The following is an 18116-nucleotide window of genomic DNA, read 5'->3' on the forward strand; positions in this document are numbered from 1 at the left end:
AAGTCCTTGAAGAAAGCGGAGATTTCTTGCGAGGCATCTAAATTCCTGGTTTTACTTTCAAGCACCGTGTCGCGGTATTCTTCAGGTACTTCCTGTAAGGCTGTGGCGATACGTATATCATCATTGATTTTAATTTTTTCAGCGGCAGCTTTCTCAGCGGCAGCTTTCTCAGCGGCAGCTTTCTCAGCGGCAGCTTTCTCAGCGGCAGCTTTCTCAGCGGCAGCTTTCTCAGCGGCAGCTTTCTCAGCGGCAGCTTTCTCAGCGGCAGCTTTCTCAGCGGCAGCTTTCTCAGCGGCAGCTTTCTCAGCGGCAGCTTTCTCAGCGGCAGCTTTCTCAGCGGCAGCTTTCTCAGCGGCAGCTTTCTCAGCAGCGGCTTTCTCAGCAGCGGCTTTCTCAGCAGCGGCTTTCTCAGCGGCAGCTTTCTCAGCGGCAGCTTTCTCAGCGGCAGCTTTCTCAGCGGCAGCTTTCTCAGCGGCAGCTTTCTCAGCGGCAGCTTTCTCAGCGGCAGCTTTCTCAGCGGCAGCTTTCTCAGCAGCGGCTTTCTCAGCAGCGGCTTTCTCAGCGGCAGCTTTTTCAGCAGCAGCTTTTTCGGTGGTGGTTTTTTGTATTGCTGTTTGTGTATTTGTTGAAATAGATGCAGGATTACTATTATTACTGCTACAAGCGGTTAGGCTAAGTGCAATAATGGTTAGAGCACTAATTTTCTGCAATGGATGTAGAGACATGACATTTCCTTTATTTGCTTTGTTTTGAAACATATCCAATTTGTATTATTAACTGTTTGCTTGTTTTTATCAAGTAAATGGTTTTTATAATAAACTGTTTTGTTGCTAAATAAAAACAGGGTTTCGCCATAATCGGTTTATGCATACCGAACAAGAAAAAACCGATTTCAGCTTAAGGCTGCGGACGGCATTACAGTTGGCGGGGTTGGCTTCTCTTTCAAACGCTAATCTTGCCAACCGCTTTAATTTGAGACATCCCAATCAACCTGTCAGTACACAAGCAGTTCATTATTGGTTGGTCGGACGGTCTATTCCTACACAGGATAAGATTGAAACTTTGGCAAAGTGGTTGAACACCAGTGCGGATTGGCTGCGCTATGGGCGGGTAGATACGGGAGAAATGCGGATTACAGATGAAGAAATGTTGCTGCTGAAGTCTTTTCGCCAACTTTCTCCTGTGAAAAGGCAGGCATTGATGGTCTTGTTAAAACAAGAGTAGGATTGATAAATTAATTAATGATTTGATTTGATTTGATTGTATTTTATACGTTTGTAAGTATATAAAAAGGCCGTCTGCAAAATGCCGATTTTGCAGACGGCCTTTTTATATGCTGTTCTCGAAAGGATTAAAGATGGTCTTTTTGCGCGAGGATTCTGCGGCTGCCGTTGTGGTCGGCGGGGGTAACGATGCCGGCGTTTTCGAGGGCGTCCATCAGGTTGGCGGCGCGGTTGTAGCCGATTTTGAGATGGCGTTGCAGTGCGGAAATGGAGGTTTTTTTGCTTTCTAAAATGAAGGATACGGCTTGGTCGAAGAGGTCGTCGCTGTTTGCATTGGGGTTGACGATGTTGGTGGTTTCCAAAGCGGCCTCACCGCTGAGAAGGCCGTCGATATAGTCCGGGGCGGCTTGTTCGCGCAGGTGTGCGGCAATGGCATGTACTTCTTCGTCGCTGGCAAAGGGGCTTTGCAGGCGGATGGGTTCGGCGTTGCCGGGCTGCAGGAACAGGGCATCGCCGAGGGAGAGCAGGTTGTTGGCGCCGTTTTGGTCGATGATGACGCGGCTGTCGATGCTTCCGGCTACGGTGAAGGCCAGTCGGGTAGGGACGTTGGCTTTAATCAGACCGGTAAAGATGTCGGAAGTCGGTTTTTGGGTGGCGATAATCATGTGCATACCTGCTGCACGGGCTTTTTGTGCAATGCGGGTAACTTGGGTTTCGACTGATTTGCGTTCGGTCATAATCAGGTCGGCAAATTCGTCGATAACGATGACGATGTAGGGCAGTTTGGCCAATGGTTCGGGGTTGTCGGGGGTAAGGCTGAACGGGTTGTGCAGCGGTTTGCCGTTTTTCTCGGCTTCTTCGACTTTGGCGTTGAAGCCTTCCATGTTGCGTACGCCTGCGTGGGCAAGCAGGCGGTAGCGTTTTTCCATTTCGGCAACGCACCAGTTCAGCGCTTGGCCTGCTTCGTTCATTTGGGTGATGACGGGGCTGAGCAGGTGGGGAATGTCGTTGTACGGCGCCAGTTCGATCATTTTGGGGTCGATCATGATGAAGCGTACTTCGTCGGGGGTCGCGCGGTACAGGATAGACAGAATCATGGCGTTGATGCCGACTGATTTGCCGGATTTGGTCATGCCGGCAACCAGCATATGCGGCATTTGGGTTAGGTCGCCGAATACGGGGGTGCCGGAGATGTCTTTGCCGAGTGCAACGGTGAGCTTGGACTTGGCTTCGGCAAAATCGGGTGAGGCAAGCATTTCGCGCAATAAGACGCTTTGGCGTTTGGCGTTGGGGATTTCTATGCCCATTGTGCTTTTGCCGGCAATGCTTTCGACAACGCGTACGGCGGTGGCGGGCAGGGAAAGCGGACGGGCAAGGTCTTTGGCGCAGGATACAATCTGGCTGCCCCGCACGCCTTGTGCGGGTTCGATTTCAAAGCGGGTGATGGTCGGGCCGCTGGTGGCGGACACGACTTCTACGCCGATGTTGTATTCGGCCAGTTTGGATTCGATGACGGCGGCGGTGCGCTCCAATTCGGCCGGGTCGATGGTAATGGTTTCTTCAGACGGCATGGAGAGCAGGGAAAGAGAGGGTTTTTGGTACTCTCCTGCTGTTTGGGGTTCTTCCGGCGTTTCAAATAGTGATGTTTGGATTTTGGGCGGCGGTGCAACGGTAAGCGGGCCGGATTTGCGGTTGCTGCTGCTGCCTTCCAAACGCGGCACGGGGGCGGCGGTAATGGTTTGCGCCTCTTTGATCATGCGGCGGGTGTTTTTTTCATCGGGAAGTTCGGCGGCTTCGGCTTTGGCACGGCGGTTGTCGTTGATTTTTTGTTTCAGGCTGCCGAATGCGTTTTCTGCACCGCGGCCGGTTTTGGCCAATACTTCCAGCCAAGAAACTTGCGTGAGCAGGGAAACGGCCAAGAGCAGGACGACAAGCATAATCAGCAGGCTGCCGGACGTGCCGAGCAGCCACGCCATGCCTGCGCCGGCGAAGTTGCCGACCAAGCCGCCGGCACCGACGGGCAGGCTGTCTGCCAGTTGGTTTTTGAGTGCGAAGTGTTCTAAAACGGGGCTGCAAACCAGCAGCAGGGCCAGCGCGAGCATGGCGATGCCGTGGTTGTAGGGTTTGTGGTTTTCTTGTTTTTGGAAGAGGCGGAAGTTTTTATACAGGAAAACGCATGAGGCAATAATCCACCACCAGAATGAGAGACCGAACAGATAATAGCCGATGTCGGAGAGATAAGCGCCGAACAATCCGCCGAAATTGATGGTTTGGCCGACATCGGGCATGCTGCGTGACCATGCGGGATCGGCCATGTCGAAACTCAACAGGGCAATGGCAAGGTAAACGGTAACGACCAAGCCGAACAGCCACAGGGTGTCGTTAATCAGATTGGCAACGTGTTCCGGGCGTGCTTTTTTTTCTTCGCTTTTTTGCAGGGCTTTGGCGGCTTTGAGGCTTTCGGAGAGTTTGGCGGACTGCTGGGTGGCCGTTTTGCTGCGGCGGGCGGTTGGTTTGGACTTGGCAGGTGTTTTTTTGGCGGTCATGTTCGGGCGTGGGCAAAAGGCCGTCTGCAAAACGGCAGGGTTGCGTGAATAAAGATTGTGGATTATACCGTAGAAGCAGGGGGATATACAGCAGAAGGCCGTCTGTTTGCAGACGGCCTTCGGGCAGATTGGAGAAATTTATTTCATGGCGTTTGCCAACATACGGACATTGTAGGTGTACATACCGATATAACTGTTGGCCGGTGCCTTGCCCAGCGCGTCGGAATAAAGTTTGCCGCTGATGCGTACGCCGGTTTCTTTGGCGATGCGGTTAATCATGCGCGTATCTTTGATGTTTTCGGCAAATACGGCTTTGATGCCTTCGCGTTTGATTTGGCGGATAATCGAAGCCACTTGTTTTGCAGACGGCTCTGCTGCGCTGCTGACGCCTTGCGGGGCAATAAAGTTGATTTGATAACGCTTGGCCATGTAAGCAAAAGCATCATGTCCGGTCAGCACTTTGCGCTTGCCGGCGGGAACGGAATCGAAAGCGGCTTGAGTATCACGGTGGAGTTTTTTTAATTGGTTTTGATAAGCGGTCAGGCGTTGGCGGTAATAGGTTTTGCCCTCGGGGTCTGCCTGAATCAGCGCGTTGCCGACATTTTCCGCATAGGTAAGCATTAAAACGGGGTCTGTCCAAACGTGCGGATCAAATTCACCGTGGTCGTGGTGGTGTCCGTCGTGGTCGTGATGATGGTGGCCGCCTTCTTCGGCTTTTAATGCCTGAATGCCTTTGGCTGCTTCCGCATACGGGACTTTACTTTGCTTGACGGCGCGCTGCACGTCGGCAGCCTCCAAACCCAAGCCGTTGAGCAAGACCAATTTGGCCGCACGGATTTTTTTGATGTCGCCGCTGGTCATGTGGTAGGCATGGGAATCTTGATTGGCTCCCACCAGATTTTGAACATTGACGCGGTTGCCGCCGATTTGTTTGGCAACGTCGCCCAAAATGCTGAAGCTGGCGACAACAGGCATGGGTGCGCCATAGGCTGTACCGCTTAATAAGGCTGCCAGTATGCCGAGTTTCCAAAATTTCATTCTTGCCTCCGTTTTGATATGGTATAACATTATATAAGTTTAAATGAGTATGTGGTTTTAAGCAAGACCAAGGCCGTCTGCAAAATGACTTGATCGGACACGGACTTGCTGTTTTATCCGAAGATGCTATTATCCGCTTTACTGTTAACTGATAAGCCGTATCCATATGATGACCGAAACAGAATTGCAGACTTTCTTGCACCGCCATATTCCTGCTACTGCCGCGCTGGGATTGGAAGTAGCGGAATGCAGCAGGGAGCAGACGGTTGTTACACTGCCGCATCTGCCTAACCGCAACCACAAAAATACGGTTTTCGGCGGCAGCATCGCATTGGCGGCAACGGCGTGCGGGTGGGCGGCAGTGCATTGCGCTTTGCCTGAAGCGGCGGGGAATATCGTTATCCAGCAAGGGGAAACGCGTTATCTTCGTCCGGCGCGCGCGGGTTTGACGGTGATTACGCGCAATGCAGACGATGAAGCATGGAAAGTCATGCGTGAGATGTTCGGACGGCGCGGCAAAGGAAAAATCGAATTGTATACGCAGGTTTTTTCAGACGGCATTTTGGCGGCGGAATTTCGCGGAAAATATGTAGCGTTGAAAGAATAATCGGCCGGCTGCACAAAAGGCCGTCTGCAAAATACCCATGATGATTGGTACAGAACCGTTTTAGGCATGAGCTATTTAATCGAAATCGAAAACCTCTCCGCCTCATTTCCAAACAAGGAAGTGCTGCACGATATTTCCCTCAATATCCGCGAGGGCAGGAAAACCGCGCTGGTGGGCGAGAGCGGCAGCGGCAAAACCGTGTTGGCGCAAGGCATTATGCGCCTGAATCCGTCGGTGTCGTTTGGCGGCCGTCTGAAATTCGGCGGGCGCGATTTGCTCGCTTTGCCGGAACGAGAATTGCGCAAGCTGCGCGGGCGGGAAATCGGCATGGTGTTCCAAGAGCCGATGACGGCTTTGAATCCGGTGGTGCGGGTGGGCAGCCAGATTGCCGAGGTTTTGACGCTGCATTTGGGGCTGACGAAAAAAGCGGCATGGGCGCGGGCGGTGGAGCTGTTGGCCGAAACCGGCATCCGTCAGCCCGAAGAAAAAGCGTCGGCGTATCCTTTCCAGCTTTCGGGCGGGCAGCGGCAGCGGGCGATGATTGCGATGGCGGTGGCGGCGGAGCCGAAACTGTTGATTGCCGATGAGCCGACTACCGCGCTGGATGTGGCGGTGCAGGCGCAGATTTTGGATTTGCTCGCGCGTTTGCAGGCGGAAAAAAACATGACCCTGCTGTATATCAGCCACGATTTGAACTTGGTGCGCCGTTTCGCCGACGATGTGGCGGTGATGCGCTGCGGCGAAGTGGTGGAGCGGGGCGAAATGGCGGCGGTATTTGCGAATCCGCAGCACGAATATACCCGAATGCTGATGAATGCGGGTACGGTGCGGCGGGTTGTGCCGTTGGCAGACCATGCGGCGGCGGTTTTGGAGGCGGAGCAAATCAGCGTGGCGGTCAAGGAAAGCGCGGGATTGTTCCGCAAACGCGACAAAGTGCTGCTCGAGCCGGCGGATTTCGATTTGAAGGCCGGTGAAACGCTGGGGGTTATCGGCGAGAGCGGCAGCGGTAAAACGACGCTGGCTAAGGCACTGATGCGGCTGATGAAGTCGGAAGGCCGTCTGAAAATCAACGGCGGGGCGTGGCAGCCGTACATGCGGCGGGAAATCCAGATGGTGTTTCAGGATCCGTTTGGTGCGTTTAATCCGCGTATGAATGTGCTGGAGATTGTATCGGAAGGTTTGAAAGTGCATGAGCCGCATTTGGATGCGGCAGCGGTGCGGGCGCGGGTGGTGGAGGTGTTGCGGCAGGTCGGTTTGCCTGAAGAAGTGCTTTACCGTTATCCGCATGCGTTTTCCGGCGGGCAGCGGCAGCGGCTGGCGATTGCGCGTGCGGTGGTCGTGCGCCCGAAAATTTTGGTATTGGACGAGCCGACCAGTGCGCTGGACGTGCATTGGCAGCAGCAGATTTTGGACCTGCTTGCGGATTTGCAGCGGCAATATGGTTTGAGCTTAATTGTCATCAGCCATGATTTGGCGGTTATCCGCGCTTTGTCGCACCGCGTGATGGTGTTGAAAGACGGCAGGGTGGTGGAACAGGGCGGCTTGGAGGAAGTGTTTGCCAAACCCAAATCCGACTATACACAAAATCTATTATTGCATTCGGCTACTTGAAATTTCCCGATATAAGCCCTATTCTGAAACCTATCAGACAACCTCCACGTTGAAAGGAATGATTTATGAGCAGCGAATTGATTGTACATGCTACCGATGCCAGCTTCGAACAAGATGTTTTGAAATCGGAAGTACCGGTATTGTTGGATTTTTGGGCTCCTTGGTGCGGTCCGTGCAAAATGATTGCCCCGATTTTGGACGAAGTGGCTGCCGAGTTTGAAGGCAAGTTGAAAGTGGTGAAAATCAACATCGATGAAAACGAGCAGACTCCTGCTCAATTCGGCGTGCGCGGCATTCCGACTCTGATGGTGTTTAAAAACGGTGAAAATGTTGCGACTAAAGTCGGCGCATTGGCCAAAGGCCAGTTGACTGCGTTCATCAACGCTTCCATCGCTTAATCGGTTTCATTAACCAAACAAAAAAGGCAGAATATTCTGCCTTTTTTGTTTGGATATACCGCGAAAGGCCGTCTGTAAATCAGGGGTGCAACAATCTCTGTTTTGCAGACGGCTTTTATGGTTGTTTCGTCAGATGAATACGGCGTTACGGCACATGGTTGTGCAGCATTGTACTGCCTGATGCGTTGTATCAATCCGGTGAAACGGCTGTGCAAACGTTTAATCTGCCGATGTTCAGGCTTTCAGCAGCTCTTGCAGTTCGCCCGCTTCGTACATCTCCATCAGAATATCGGAGCCGCCGATAAATTCGCCGTTTACATACAGCTGCGGAATGGTCGGCCAATCGCTGTATTCTTTAATGCCTTGGCGGACTTCGTCGTTTTCCAATACGTTGACGGTTACATAATCGGTACAGCCGGCCGCGTTGAGAATCTGTACGGCACGGGAAGAAAAACCGCATTGCGGAAATTGTTTCGTACCTTTCATAAACAATACGACACGGTGGGTGGTAACAACTTCTTTGATTTGCTCTTGAATGCTCATGTGCGTTCCTGAAAATTGTTGAGGGAAGACTCGTTTATTATACCTGCTTTACGGGCATTTAAAATGATTGTTTTGTAAAACCCGTTTGCGGGCATAGGGAAATGCGCGTAAAGATACAGACGGCAAGCTACGGGCAATTTGGATAAGGATGGGTGGGCTTGCCGTTGAAACTTGGTCAAGCTGCCGCTTTGAAGCAGACAATATGATGGCTTTTATGCGGTTTCATGAGGGTATGCCTCATGCCGTCTGCAAAATATAGTCATTTAAAATAAGAATGATACATCGTTGCTTTGCCTTGCCGTACTATGTGTACTGTCTGCGGCTTCGCTGCCTTGTCTCATTCTTATTTTATTCGACTATAGTGTATTCATGCCGTCTGTAAAAACAGGGCAATAAAAAACGGAATGGTTATGCACCATTCCGTTTTGCAGACGGCTTTAAGATAAAGATTAAAGCCGTATGACAAGGATTACACGTTTACTTTTTCGGCAACTTCGTTGTACGAATCGATTTCGTTGAAGTTCATATAACGGTAAATCTTGTCGCCGTTTTCATCGATAATGCCGATATTGGCTTGGTACTCTTCCACGGTCGGGATTTTGCCCAGTTTCGAGCAAATTGCCGCCAATTCCGCAGAGCCCAAGAATACGTTGGTGTTTTTACCCAAACGGTTCGGGAAGTTGCGGGTGGAAGTCGACATCACGGTAGCACCTTCGCGTACTTGTGCTTGGTTACCCATACACAGCGAACAACCCGGCATTTCCATGCGGGCACCGGCGCGGCCGAGCACGCCGTAGTGGCCTTCGTTGGTCAATTCCTGCGCGTCCATTTTGGTCGGCGGTGCCATCCACAGGCGTACCGGAATATCGTTTTTGCCTTCCAGCAGTTTGGAAGCGGCACGGAAGTGGCCGATATTGGTCATACAAGAACCGATAAACACTTCGTCGATAACCGTACCGGATTTTTCAGACATGAAGCATACGTCGTCCGGATCGTTCGGGCAGGCGATAATCGGTTCTTTGATGTCGTCCATGTTGATTTCGATTACGGCTGCGTATTCGGCATCTTTGTCCGCTTCCAGAAGTTGCGGATTGGCCAGCCATGCTTCCATGGCTTTGATACGGCGTTCCAAGGTGCGCGGATCTTGATAGCCGTCTGCAATCATGTTTTTCATCAACACGATATTGGACTTCATGTACTCGATAATCGGCTCTTGGTTGAGTTTCACGGTACAGCCGGCGGCAGACCGCTCTGCAGAAGCATCAGACAATTCAAATGCTTGCTCGACTTTCAAATCCGGCAGACCTTCGATTTCCAGAATGCGGCCGGAGAAGATGTTTTTCTTACCGGCTTTGGCTACGGTCAGCAAACCTTGCTTGATGGCGTAAAGCGGAATGGCATTGACCAAGTCGCGCAGGGTAACGCCCGGTTGCAGCTTGCCGCTGAAACGGACCAATACGGATTCCGGCATATCCAAAGGCATCACGCCGGTTGCGGCGGCAAAGGCCACCAAGCCCGAACCGGCAGGGAAGGAAATACCCAGCGGGAAGCGGGTATGCGAGTCGCCGCCGGTACCGACTGTATCGGGCAGCAACAGACGGTTCAGCCAAGAGTGGATCACACCGTCGCCCGGACGCAGCGACACACCGCCGCGAGTGGAGATGAATTCAGGCAGCTCTTTGTGGGTCTTCACATCGACCGGCTTCGGATAGGCGGCTGTGTGGCAGAACGACTGCATCACCAAATCGGCAGAGAAGCCCAAGCAGGCCAAGTCTTTCAACTCGTCGCGGGTCATCGGGCCGGTAGTGTCTTGAGAGCCGACAGTGGTCATACGCGGCTCGCAGTAAGTACCCGGACGCACGCCTTGCCCTTCGGGCAGACCGCAGGCGCGGCCGACCATTTTTTGCGCCAGTGTGAAACCGGCTTTGCTCTCGGCAGGTGCTTTAGGCAGACGGAACTTGTCGGAAGCGGGCAAGCCCAATGCTTCGCGCGCCTTGGCGGTCAGGCCGCGGCCGATAATCAGGTTGATGCGGCCGCCGGCTTGGACTTCGTCCAGCAATACTTGGGATTTCAACTCGAATTCGGCAACGGTTTCACCGTTTTTCACGATTTTGCCTTCGTAAGGCAGAATATCGACAACATCGCCCATTTTCAACGCAGATACATCGACTTCAATCGGCAGTGCGCCGGAGTCTTCTTGGGTATTGAAGAAAATCGGTGCGATTTTGCCGCCCAAACATACGCCGCCGAAGCGTTTGTTCGGAACGAAAGGAATGTCTTCGCCGGTATGCCAAATCACAGAGTTGGTAGCCGATTTGCGGGAAGAGCCGGTACCGACCACATCGCCGACATAGGCAACCGGATGGCCTTTAGCTTTAAGTTCTTCCAATAATTTAATCGGACCGACTTCACCCGGTTTGTCGGGATTGATGCCGTCGCGCGGGTTTTTCAACATCGCCAGCGCATGCAGGGGAATATCGGGACGAGACCATGCGTCGGGAGCCGGAGACAGGTCGTCGGTATTGGTTTCGCCGTCTACTTTGAACACGGTAACGGTAATTTTTTCAGGAACGGTGTCGCGTGAAGTAAACCATTCGGCATCCGCCCAAGATTGCAATACTTCTTTGGCAAAGACATTGCCTTTTTCGGCTTTTTCCTGAACATCGTGGAAAGAATCAAACATCAACAGGGTATGTTTCAGGCCTTTTGCCGCAATCGGAGCCAGCTTGTCGTTGTCGAGCAGCTCAATCAGCGGATGGATATTGTAGCCGCCGAGCATGGTACCGAGTAATTCGGTAGCGTATTCCGGAGAAATCAATGGGCTGGCAACGCTGCCTTCGGCAACGGCCGCCAAGAAAGAGGCTTTTACTTTGGCCGCATCGTCCACGCCGGGCGGTACGCGGTGCGCTAACAATTCAACTAAAAACTCACCTTCTCCGGCAGGAGGGTTTTTCAACAGCTCGACCAAATCGGCCGTTTGCTGTGCGGTCAGAGGAAGGGCGGGAATACCGAGGGCTGCACGCTCGGAGGCGGCTTTGCGATAGGCTTCTAACATCTCTTTGTTCCTTTAGGGTGTTTTTCTTCTGGAAGACAAATATTTGTATCAATACAAATGATTTGCAGTTAAAGATTGTAAACAATCTCCGCTACTCAATCATAGACGAAAATTGTCTGATTGAAAATAGGCTTGTTGTCGAATGTAATAAAGATTTTTTATAAAAAGGTGCAGGCCGTCTGTAAATTTGATTTTGCAGACGGCCTTATGCGGGCGTTTGGTGGAATCAACGCTGCATTTGGTACAGTTTGGCGATGTTTTGTGCGGCGGAAACCAAATTGGAGCGGCCGTTTGCCAGAACATTTTCCAGCGTATCAAGTTGGCGGATGATGGGAAAAACAGCATCGATACCGGCTTGGTACACGGCTTCGTAATCTTCGCGCAGGCAGCCGACAATGGCGATAACGGGTTTGCCGTATTGTTTGGCTACGCCGGCAACGCCGACAGGTGTTTTGCCGTGTACGCTTTGTGCATCCATTCTTCCTTCGCCGGTAATGACCAAATCGGCATCGCGTACGGCTTGGGCAAGATTGACGGCTTCTACTACGATTTGTACGCCGGACTTCAATGTGGCATTCGGCAGGGTCAAAAGGCCGCCTCCCATGCCGCCTGCCGCCCCTGAACCTGAGCAGTGTCGGATGTCCAAGCCTTTGTATTGGAAGATGATGTCGGCAAAATGGTTTAGCGCATGGTCGAGTTCGGCAACCATCGCGGGTGTTGCGCCTTTTTGCGGTCCGAATACGGCAGATGCGCCTTTTTCGCCGCACAGGGGATTGTCCACATCACAGGCAACTTCGATTTCAACTTGTTGCAGGCGCTTGTCCAAGCGACTGAAATCTGCATATGTGGTGTGAATCAAGCTGCTGCCGCCAAAACCGATGCTTTGGTTGCCGCTGTTCAGGAATACTGCCCCGAGTGCTTGAAGCATACCGGCTCCGGCATCGTTGGTGGCACTACCGCCTATGCCTAAAATGATTTTGGATACGCCTTCATCAAGCGCGGCTTTTATTAATTCTCCTGTGCCGTAGCTGGTGGTAATCAAAGGATTGCGTTGTTCCGGGGGAGCAAGGTGCAGACCGGATGCGGCGGCCATTTCGATGATGGCGGTGTTCCTGTCGCCGGATATACCGAATGCGGCAGGAATTTTGTTACCGAGCGGGGCGGTTACTTCAACGGTTTGCAGACGGCCTTTGGTGGCATCGATTAATGACTGTACCGTACCTTCGCCGCCGTCTGCCATCGGTATGCATACGCATTCCGTATCGGGCAGCACTTTCTGCCAACCTTCGGCAATGGCGGAGGCGACTTCTTTCGCACTCAGGCTTTCTTTAAACGAATCGGGGGCAATGACGACTTTCATTACAAACTCCTTGACGGGTTGGTCTGCCGGTTTGGGGCAAAGTTGGTTTTTTAGACGGTTTGCCGCATTGTGAAAATCCATATGAAATGATGCGGTATTTATTATCGGAATATGTTTGTTTGAAGTGAAATTGAAATCAATACAAACAGGATATGCCGTCTGTAAAAGTTTATTTTCAGACGGCATGGCTGCATCGGTTTAGTATTTAAATACTCCGAACATCAGCGTGGAGACAACCGCCATCACCAGACCGATAGCACTTTCGTAAGGAATCAGTTTCAAACGCTCGGAAATATTCATGTTGACGCTGCCGCCGGTAGCGTGGAAGAACGAGCCGTGCGGCATATGGTCGGCTACGGTTGCACCTGCGTGGATCATGGCTGCTGCGGCGAGGGCGGGAACGCCGAGTTCGAGCAGCGTACCGCTGAATACGTTGGAGGCAACGACCGTACCGGCAGTAGTAGAAGCGGTTGCCAGAGACATCAGGATACCCGATACGGGAGCCAAAATGTAAGAAGGCAGGCCGGAAGCGGTAAGACCGTCAATCAATACGTCTTTCAAACCTGAATTGGCGATGATGCCGGCTAATGCGCCCGTGCCCAGCAGCATGATGGCAACCCCAGCCATTTTGCCCAAACCGCTGACGGCATATTGGTTGATGTGACGGTATTTGCCCATTACCAGCGCACCGGCCAAACCACCCGCAGGCAGGGCAATCAGCGGGTCAACGGCGATACCGGCAAGCGGGCGCAGAGCCAGCAGGGCAATGGCAACCAAAGGTGCGGTCATGGCGGCTAAAAATTTCGGCAGGTGTGCGCCGCTGTCCGCCACCACTTCTTCCGCCTGTACTTTACTGCCCTTGTTTCTCAGGCGTTTGGCAAGGAAATAGGTCAATGCCAAACCGAATAAGGCCGGAACAATACCTGCGGACATTACGGATGTCAGCGGCAGGTTGAAAGCATCGGCAGCCGCAATGGCATTCGGATTGGGAGAAATCAGGTTGCCTGCTTTGCCTCCGCCAATCATGGCCAACAAAACGGCCGCTTTCGACAAATCTACCCGGCGGGCGAGTGCCAGAGCAATCGGTGATACGGTAATCACGGCAACATCAACGAATACGCCGACGGCAGTCAGTATCATGGTGGCAACGGCAAGAGCCAGCAGCGCACGGTGTTCCCCCAGTTTTTTCACAATGGTTTCCGCGATGGTGCTTGCCGCACCCGATTCAATCAATACACCCGCTAAAACACCGGCAGCCAGAATCCGCATCACTGCAGTAGTAATACCTTGCGCGCCTTCAATCATCAGCTTGACTGTGGCAGCCAAATCCGCACCGCCGACCAGTCCGCCGACCAGCGCACCCAAAATCATGCCGTAGGCAGGCGGAACTTTTTTCAAAATCAAAAAAATCGCTACGGATAAAGCAACGACTGCACCCAGTGCCGAAACCATAGTGTCCTCCTGTCGGTAGTATCGGAATGTAAAGATATGTACGTCATTATGGAGAGGCCGTCTGAAAAAGTCTTTGTATATTGTTACAAAAATTAGTTTTATTTTTAAAAGAAATTTGTAGATATTTCCAAATTGGTATAATGCAGTTTTATCTTTTTTATCAGGTTGGAATGACTTCCGTTTACTCATTCAATATCGGACTCGCCCAAAAAATCGTCGAACGCACCATGAACATCATCGGCTGCAACGTCAACATCATGGATGCGACGGGTAGGATTATCGCAAGCGGAGACGAGCGGCGTATCGGTGAGGTTCACGACGGTGCGCTGCTGGCTCTGTCGCAGAAGCGGACGGTGGACATCGGCGAGGGTACGCGCAATCTTCAGGGGGTAAAGCCGGGTATCAACCTGCCGCTGCATTTCAACGGCGAAACAGTCGGCGTAATCGGTTTGACGGGCAATCCCGACCGCTTGCAGGAATTCGGGCGGCTGGTGTGCATGACGGCGGAGATGATGCTGGAGCAGGCACAGTTGTTTGAAATGTTGGCTCAGGATGCGCGCTTGAAGGAGGAGTTGGTTTTAAACTTGATTGCGGCGGCGGAAATTACACCGGCGATGCGCGGGTGGGCAAACCGGCTCGGAGTGGATTTGTCAGTTCCGCGCGTGGTGTGCATCATCGAGGTGGATACGGGGCATTTGGATGTCGAAGCGGTCGGCAACGAGCTGCATAATCTGCAAAACCTGCTCAATTATCCGGAGCGTGATAATCTGGTGGCGATTTTGTCGCTGACGCAGATTGTGATTCTCAAGCCGGCATTAAACCATTTCGGGCGCTGGGACGTGCGAAACCACATGGAACGCGTGCATCTGCTGGTGTCGCGTATGAGTGAGCAGACTTCTTTGAACGTGCGGATTGCGCTGGGGCATTATTTTGCGGACGATGACGGCAGGGCAAACGGGATTGCCTTGTCGTATCAGACGGCGAAAACGACTTTGGAAGTCGGCAAGAGCCGTTCGCCGGATGCGCGGATTTACCATTATGAGGAGATGATTCTGCCGGTGCTGCTCAACCAGCTTAAAGACGGCTGGCAGCGGCGCGAGTTGGAGCGCACGCTTGAGAAACTCAAGAAATCGGATAAAAACGGGGTGTTGGTGAAAACGCTGCTGGCTTGGTTCGAGTATAATATGCAGACAGCGGCAACGGCGCAGGCTTTGTTTATCCACCGCAATACTTTGGAATACCGTCTGCACAAGATTGCGGAGCTGACGAAGCTGGATTTAAACCGCACGGACGACCGTTTTTTACTGTATATGGCGGTGCATTTGGTTTGAAAACGGCGGTAAAACGGTAAAAGCCGTCTGCAAATACGCATTTTGCAGACGGCTTTTGCTGTGTTTCGGCAGTTTAGCGGTTATAATGCGGGGAAGTATCCGTTCAAAATGGAAATCACACAATGAATGTACAAATTAAAGACATTACGGTCGGCAATGACGAGCCGTTTGTACTGTTCGGCGGCATCAATGTATTGGAAGATTTGGATTCCACGCTGAAAGCCTGCGAACATTATGTGCGGACAACTGCCAAACTCGGCATTCCCTATGTGTTCAAAGCATCGTTTGACAAAGCCAACCGCTCGTCGGTGCATTCGTTCCGCGGTATGGGTTTGGACGAAGGATTGGAAATTTTTGCCGCGATCAAGCGCGAGTTTGGCGTGCCGGTGATTACCGATGTGCACGAACCGTACCAATGCCGCCCTGTTGCGGAAGTATGCGATGTTATCCAGCTTCCGGCATTTTTGGCGCGGCAGACGGATTTGGTGGTGGCGATGGCGGAAACGGGCAATGTCATCAACATTAAAAAACCGCAGTTTCTCAGCCCGTCGCAAATGAAAAACATTATCGAGAAATTTCAAGAAGCAGGCAACAACCGCCTGATTCTGTGCGAGCGCGGCAGCAACTTCGGCTACGACAATCTGGTGGTCGATATGCTCGGTTTCGGCGTGATGAAAAAAACCTGCGCCGGTACGCCGATTATTTTTGATGTAACCCACTCGCTGCAAACCCGAGATTCCGGTTCGGCGGCTTCGGGCGGACGGCGCAGTCAGGTGCTGGATTTGGCGCTGGCAGGCATGGGTACGCGCTTGGCGGGGCTGTTTTTGGAAGCGCATGAAAATCCCGACCAAGCCCGTTGCGACGGCCCGAGCGCATTGCCGCTGGCGAAGCTGGAAGAATTTTTGGTGCGTGTTAAAGCAGTGGACGAAGTGGTGAAATCGTTTGCACCGCTGGAAATCGACTAATCGAACAGATAAAGCCGTCTGCAAATCGGGCTTGCCGCCGTTTTGCAGACGGCATTTGCCGTGTGGTACGGATTAGAATGGCCGCACGCAAAACTTATTTACGGGAGCATGAATACTATGGCTAAAAAATATTTCGGTACCGACGGCGTACGCGGCGAAGTGGGGCAGTTTCCGATTACCCCGGATTTTGTGTTGAAGCTGGGCTATGCGGCCGGACAGGTGCTGGTGCAGCATGACAGCGAACAGCGGCCGACCGTAATCATCGGCAAAGACACGCGTATTTCGGGCTATATGCTGGAAGCGGCGCTGGTGGCGGGTTTTACCGCTGCGGGCGTACACGTTATCCAAACCGGCCCGCTGCCGACTCCGGGCGTAGCTTATTTAACCCGCGCGCTGCGTTTGTCGGCCGGCGTGATGATTTCCGCTTCGCACAACGCTTATTCAGACAACGGCATCAAGTTTTTTGCTGTCGGTGGCGTCAAACTTTCCGATGAAATCGAACTGGAAATCGAAGCCAAAATCGATGAAGAAATGAAAACCCAGCCGTCCGACCTTTTGGGACGCGCCCGCCGCATCAGCGGTGCGGACGACCGCTACATCGAGTTTTGCAAATCCACTTTCCCCGCCAACATGGATTTGCGCGGTTTGAAGTTGGTGGTGGACAGCGCCAATGGTGCAGGCTATCACGTTGCGCCGAAAGTATTTCACGAATTGGGGGCGCAAGTCGTAACCATCGGCGACGAGCCGAACGGTTACAACATCAATGACAAATGCGGTGCAACCCGCCCGAAAGCCTTGCAGGCGGCGGTTCTGCAAAACGAAGCCGATTACGGTATCGCACTCGACGGCGACGGCGACCGCCTGATGATGGTGGATAAAAACGGCAAGGTGTACGACGGCGACAATCTGATTTATGTGATTGCCAAAGCCCGCGCCCGCGAAGGCGTGGAAATCGGCGGCGTGGTCGGTACGGTAATGACCAATATGGCGATGGAAATCGCGTTGCAAGAGCAGGGCGTACAGTTCTGCCGCGCCAAAGTCGGCGACCGCTATGTATTGGAACAGCTTCACCAGCGCGGCTGGCTGATCGGCGGCGAGGCCAGCGGCCATATCCTGTGTATGGACAAACACAATACCGGCGACGGCATCATTTCCGCCTTGCAAGTGTTGGCGGCATTGCAGGTGTTGGGTCAGGATTTGGCAACCGTATGCGCCGACTGGCAGCCGTTCCCGCAAACCATGATTAACGTGCGTATCCAAAAAGGCCAAAACTGGCAGGAAGCCTCGAAAGAAGTATTGGCCGAAGTGGAAAAAGAACTGGAAGGAAAAGGCCGCGTGGTATTGCGTGCATCAGGTACCGAGCCTGTGGTGCGCGTGATGGTGGAAGCCCGTCAGGCCGATTGGGCGAAAAAAGGAGCGGAGCGCATTGCCGCCGCCATTCAAGGCGTATAAACAGCAGCTTGTTTGGCGCAAAGGCCGTCTGCAAAATCGGTGCCGCTGTCCGCAGCATAACAGGCGCGTTTTGCAGACGGCCTTTTTATAGTCGAATAAAATAAGAATGAGACAAGGCAGCGAAGCCGCAGACAGTACACATAGTACGGCAAGGCAAAGCAACGCTGTATCATTCTTATTTTAAATGACTATATGTTCGGAAACACGGCAACTGCTGCCGTATGGCGGATTTTGCCGGATACAGACAATGCGGTAAGCGCAAGCAGACACGCCGAAACGGGTATTGCTTGAGACAGCGGCGATATGATGGGCAATGCCGTCTGCAAATTTAGCATAAAGGCCGTCTGCAAAATGCCTTGTTCCGATTTTTGTGGTGAAAAAAAAGGAGCGGTATTGCACCGCCCGTTTGACTGTTTGAGTGATTTCAATACAACATGAGACAGCGTTGTTGCGCCTTGCTCTAAGAGAAGGTTTGAGCAAGCTGCTGAAGTGCAAGGTCGCCAATTTGTACGGTCGGCGGCCTTACGGCTTTGCC

At 52.6% G+C, this 18116-nt stretch carries 14 protein-coding genes; 8 read left to right on the plus strand and 6 right to left on the minus strand.

Features of this window, described 5'->3' with window-relative positions; genetic code table 11:
• Positions 1 to 122 precede the first annotated feature (122 nt).
• Positions 123 to 629 carry a pentapeptide repeat-containing protein gene (locus EL111_RS10845; RefSeq protein ID WP_415065780.1) on the plus strand — a complete coding sequence of 169 codons (507 nt, stop codon included), beginning with the start codon at positions 123 to 125 and terminating at the stop codon, positions 627 to 629.
• Positions 630 to 864: 235 nt separating this feature from the next.
• Complete coding sequence (locus tag EL111_RS03365) at positions 865 to 1224, plus strand: transcriptional regulator (RefSeq protein ID WP_123795923.1); 360 nt, start codon at positions 865 to 867, stop codon at positions 1222 to 1224.
• Between the two features lie 127 nt (positions 1225 to 1351).
• Here the strand turns inward: EL111_RS03365 and EL111_RS03370 are convergent, their stop codons facing one another.
• Entirely contained in the window at positions 1352 to 3769 is a 2418-nt protein-coding gene (locus EL111_RS03370; protein ID WP_123795924.1) for a DNA translocase FtsK, read from the minus strand.
• A gap of 138 nt (positions 3770 to 3907) precedes the next feature.
• Positions 3908 to 4807: a metal ABC transporter solute-binding protein, Zn/Mn family gene (locus EL111_RS03375; RefSeq protein ID WP_123795925.1), complete on the minus strand. Its 900-nt coding sequence runs from the start codon at positions 4805 to 4807 to the stop codon at positions 3908 to 3910.
• A gap of 166 nt (positions 4808 to 4973) precedes the next feature.
• Here EL111_RS03375 and EL111_RS03380 point away from each other — a divergent pair, with 166 nt between their 5' ends.
• The 3 genes from EL111_RS03380 (at position 4974) to trxA (ending at position 7423) form a co-directional block, all read left to right on the plus strand.
• Positions 4974 to 5414, plus strand: a complete 441-nt coding sequence (locus EL111_RS03380; protein WP_415065464.1) for a YiiD C-terminal domain-containing protein — start codon at positions 4974 to 4976, stop codon at positions 5412 to 5414.
• 66 nt (positions 5415 to 5480) lie between these two features.
• Positions 5481 to 7025: an ABC transporter ATP-binding protein gene (locus tag EL111_RS03385; RefSeq protein WP_123795926.1), complete on the plus strand. Its 1545-nt coding sequence runs from the start codon at positions 5481 to 5483 to the stop codon at positions 7023 to 7025.
• A gap of 65 nt (positions 7026 to 7090) precedes the next feature.
• Positions 7091 to 7423: a thioredoxin TrxA gene (gene trxA / locus EL111_RS03390; protein WP_123795927.1), complete on the plus strand. Its 333-nt coding sequence runs from the start codon at positions 7091 to 7093 to the stop codon at positions 7421 to 7423.
• Between the two features lie 234 nt (positions 7424 to 7657).
• On the opposite strand, the gene grxD is transcribed toward trxA, so the two are convergent.
• The 4 genes from grxD to EL111_RS03410 form a co-directional block, all read right to left on the minus strand.
• Entirely contained in the window at positions 7658 to 7966 is a 309-nt protein-coding gene (gene grxD / locus EL111_RS03395; RefSeq protein WP_066081508.1) for a Grx4 family monothiol glutaredoxin, read from the minus strand.
• Between the two features lie 469 nt (positions 7967 to 8435).
• A complete protein-coding gene (acnB, locus tag EL111_RS03400; RefSeq protein WP_123795928.1) occupies positions 8436 to 11021 on the minus strand; it encodes a bifunctional aconitate hydratase 2/2-methylisocitrate dehydratase in 2586 nt (861 codons plus the stop codon).
• Between the two features lie 226 nt (positions 11022 to 11247).
• Complete coding sequence (locus EL111_RS03405; RefSeq protein ID WP_123795929.1) at positions 11248 to 12381, minus strand: glycerate kinase; 1134 nt, start codon at positions 12379 to 12381, stop codon at positions 11248 to 11250.
• Positions 12382 to 12579: 198 nt separating this feature from the next.
• Entirely contained in the window at positions 12580 to 13833 is a 1254-nt protein-coding gene (locus EL111_RS03410) for a GntP family permease (protein ID WP_123795930.1), read from the minus strand.
• A 170-nt stretch (positions 13834 to 14003) separates the two neighbouring features.
• On the opposite strand from EL111_RS03410, the gene EL111_RS03415 reads away from it, so the two are divergent.
• The 3 genes from EL111_RS03415 to glmM all read left to right on the plus strand — a co-directional run bounded on the left by EL111_RS03415 (position 14004) and on the right by glmM (position 17581).
• A complete protein-coding gene (locus tag EL111_RS03415) occupies positions 14004 to 15164 on the plus strand; it encodes a sugar diacid recognition domain-containing protein (RefSeq protein ID WP_123795931.1) in 1161 nt (386 codons plus the stop codon).
• A gap of 122 nt (positions 15165 to 15286) precedes the next feature.
• The gene (kdsA, locus tag EL111_RS03420) at positions 15287 to 16129 is read left to right on the plus strand and encodes a 3-deoxy-8-phosphooctulonate synthase (protein WP_123795932.1); all 843 of its coding nucleotides are present in this window, start codon (positions 15287 to 15289) and stop codon (positions 16127 to 16129) included.
• A 117-nt stretch (positions 16130 to 16246) separates the two neighbouring features.
• Positions 16247 to 17581 carry a phosphoglucosamine mutase gene (gene glmM, locus EL111_RS03425; protein WP_123795933.1) on the plus strand — a complete coding sequence of 445 codons (1335 nt, stop codon included), beginning with the start codon at positions 16247 to 16249 and terminating at the stop codon, positions 17579 to 17581.
• The last annotated feature ends 535 nt before the right edge of the window (positions 17582 to 18116 follow it).

The organism is Neisseria animalis, from assembly GCF_900636515.1.
Taxonomy (GTDB): Bacteria; Pseudomonadota; Gammaproteobacteria; order Burkholderiales; family Neisseriaceae; genus Neisseria; species Neisseria animalis.

Coding starts and splice junctions, on each gene's coding strand:
- EL111_RS03365 (WP_123795923.1), top strand. CDS start 865: ATGCATACCGAACAAGAAAAAACCGATTTCAGCTTAAGGCTGCGGACG.
- EL111_RS03370 (WP_123795924.1), bottom strand. CDS start 3,769: ATGACCGCCAAAAAAACACCTGCCAAGTCCAAACCAACCGCCCGCCGC.
- EL111_RS03375 (WP_123795925.1), bottom strand. CDS start 4,807: ATGAAATTTTGGAAACTCGGCATACTGGCAGCCTTATTAAGCGGTACA.
- EL111_RS03380 (WP_415065464.1), top strand. CDS start 4,974: ATGATGACCGAAACAGAATTGCAGACTTTCTTGCACCGCCATATTCCT.
- EL111_RS03385 (WP_123795926.1), top strand. CDS start 5,481: ATGAGCTATTTAATCGAAATCGAAAACCTCTCCGCCTCATTTCCAAAC.
- trxA (WP_123795927.1), top strand. CDS start 7,091: ATGAGCAGCGAATTGATTGTACATGCTACCGATGCCAGCTTCGAACAA.
- grxD (WP_066081508.1), bottom strand. CDS start 7,966: ATGAGCATTCAAGAGCAAATCAAAGAAGTTGTTACCACCCACCGTGTC.
- acnB (WP_123795928.1), bottom strand. CDS start 11,021: ATGTTAGAAGCCTATCGCAAAGCCGCCTCCGAGCGTGCAGCCCTCGGT.
- EL111_RS03405 (WP_123795929.1), bottom strand. CDS start 12,381: ATGAAAGTCGTCATTGCCCCCGATTCGTTTAAAGAAAGCCTGAGTGCG.
- EL111_RS03410 (WP_123795930.1), bottom strand. CDS start 13,833: ATGGTTTCGGCACTGGGTGCAGTCGTTGCTTTATCCGTAGCGATTTTT.
- EL111_RS03415 (WP_123795931.1), top strand. CDS start 14,004: ATGACTTCCGTTTACTCATTCAATATCGGACTCGCCCAAAAAATCGTC.
- kdsA (WP_123795932.1), top strand. CDS start 15,287: ATGAATGTACAAATTAAAGACATTACGGTCGGCAATGACGAGCCGTTT.
- glmM (WP_123795933.1), top strand. CDS start 16,247: ATGGCTAAAAAATATTTCGGTACCGACGGCGTACGCGGCGAAGTGGGG.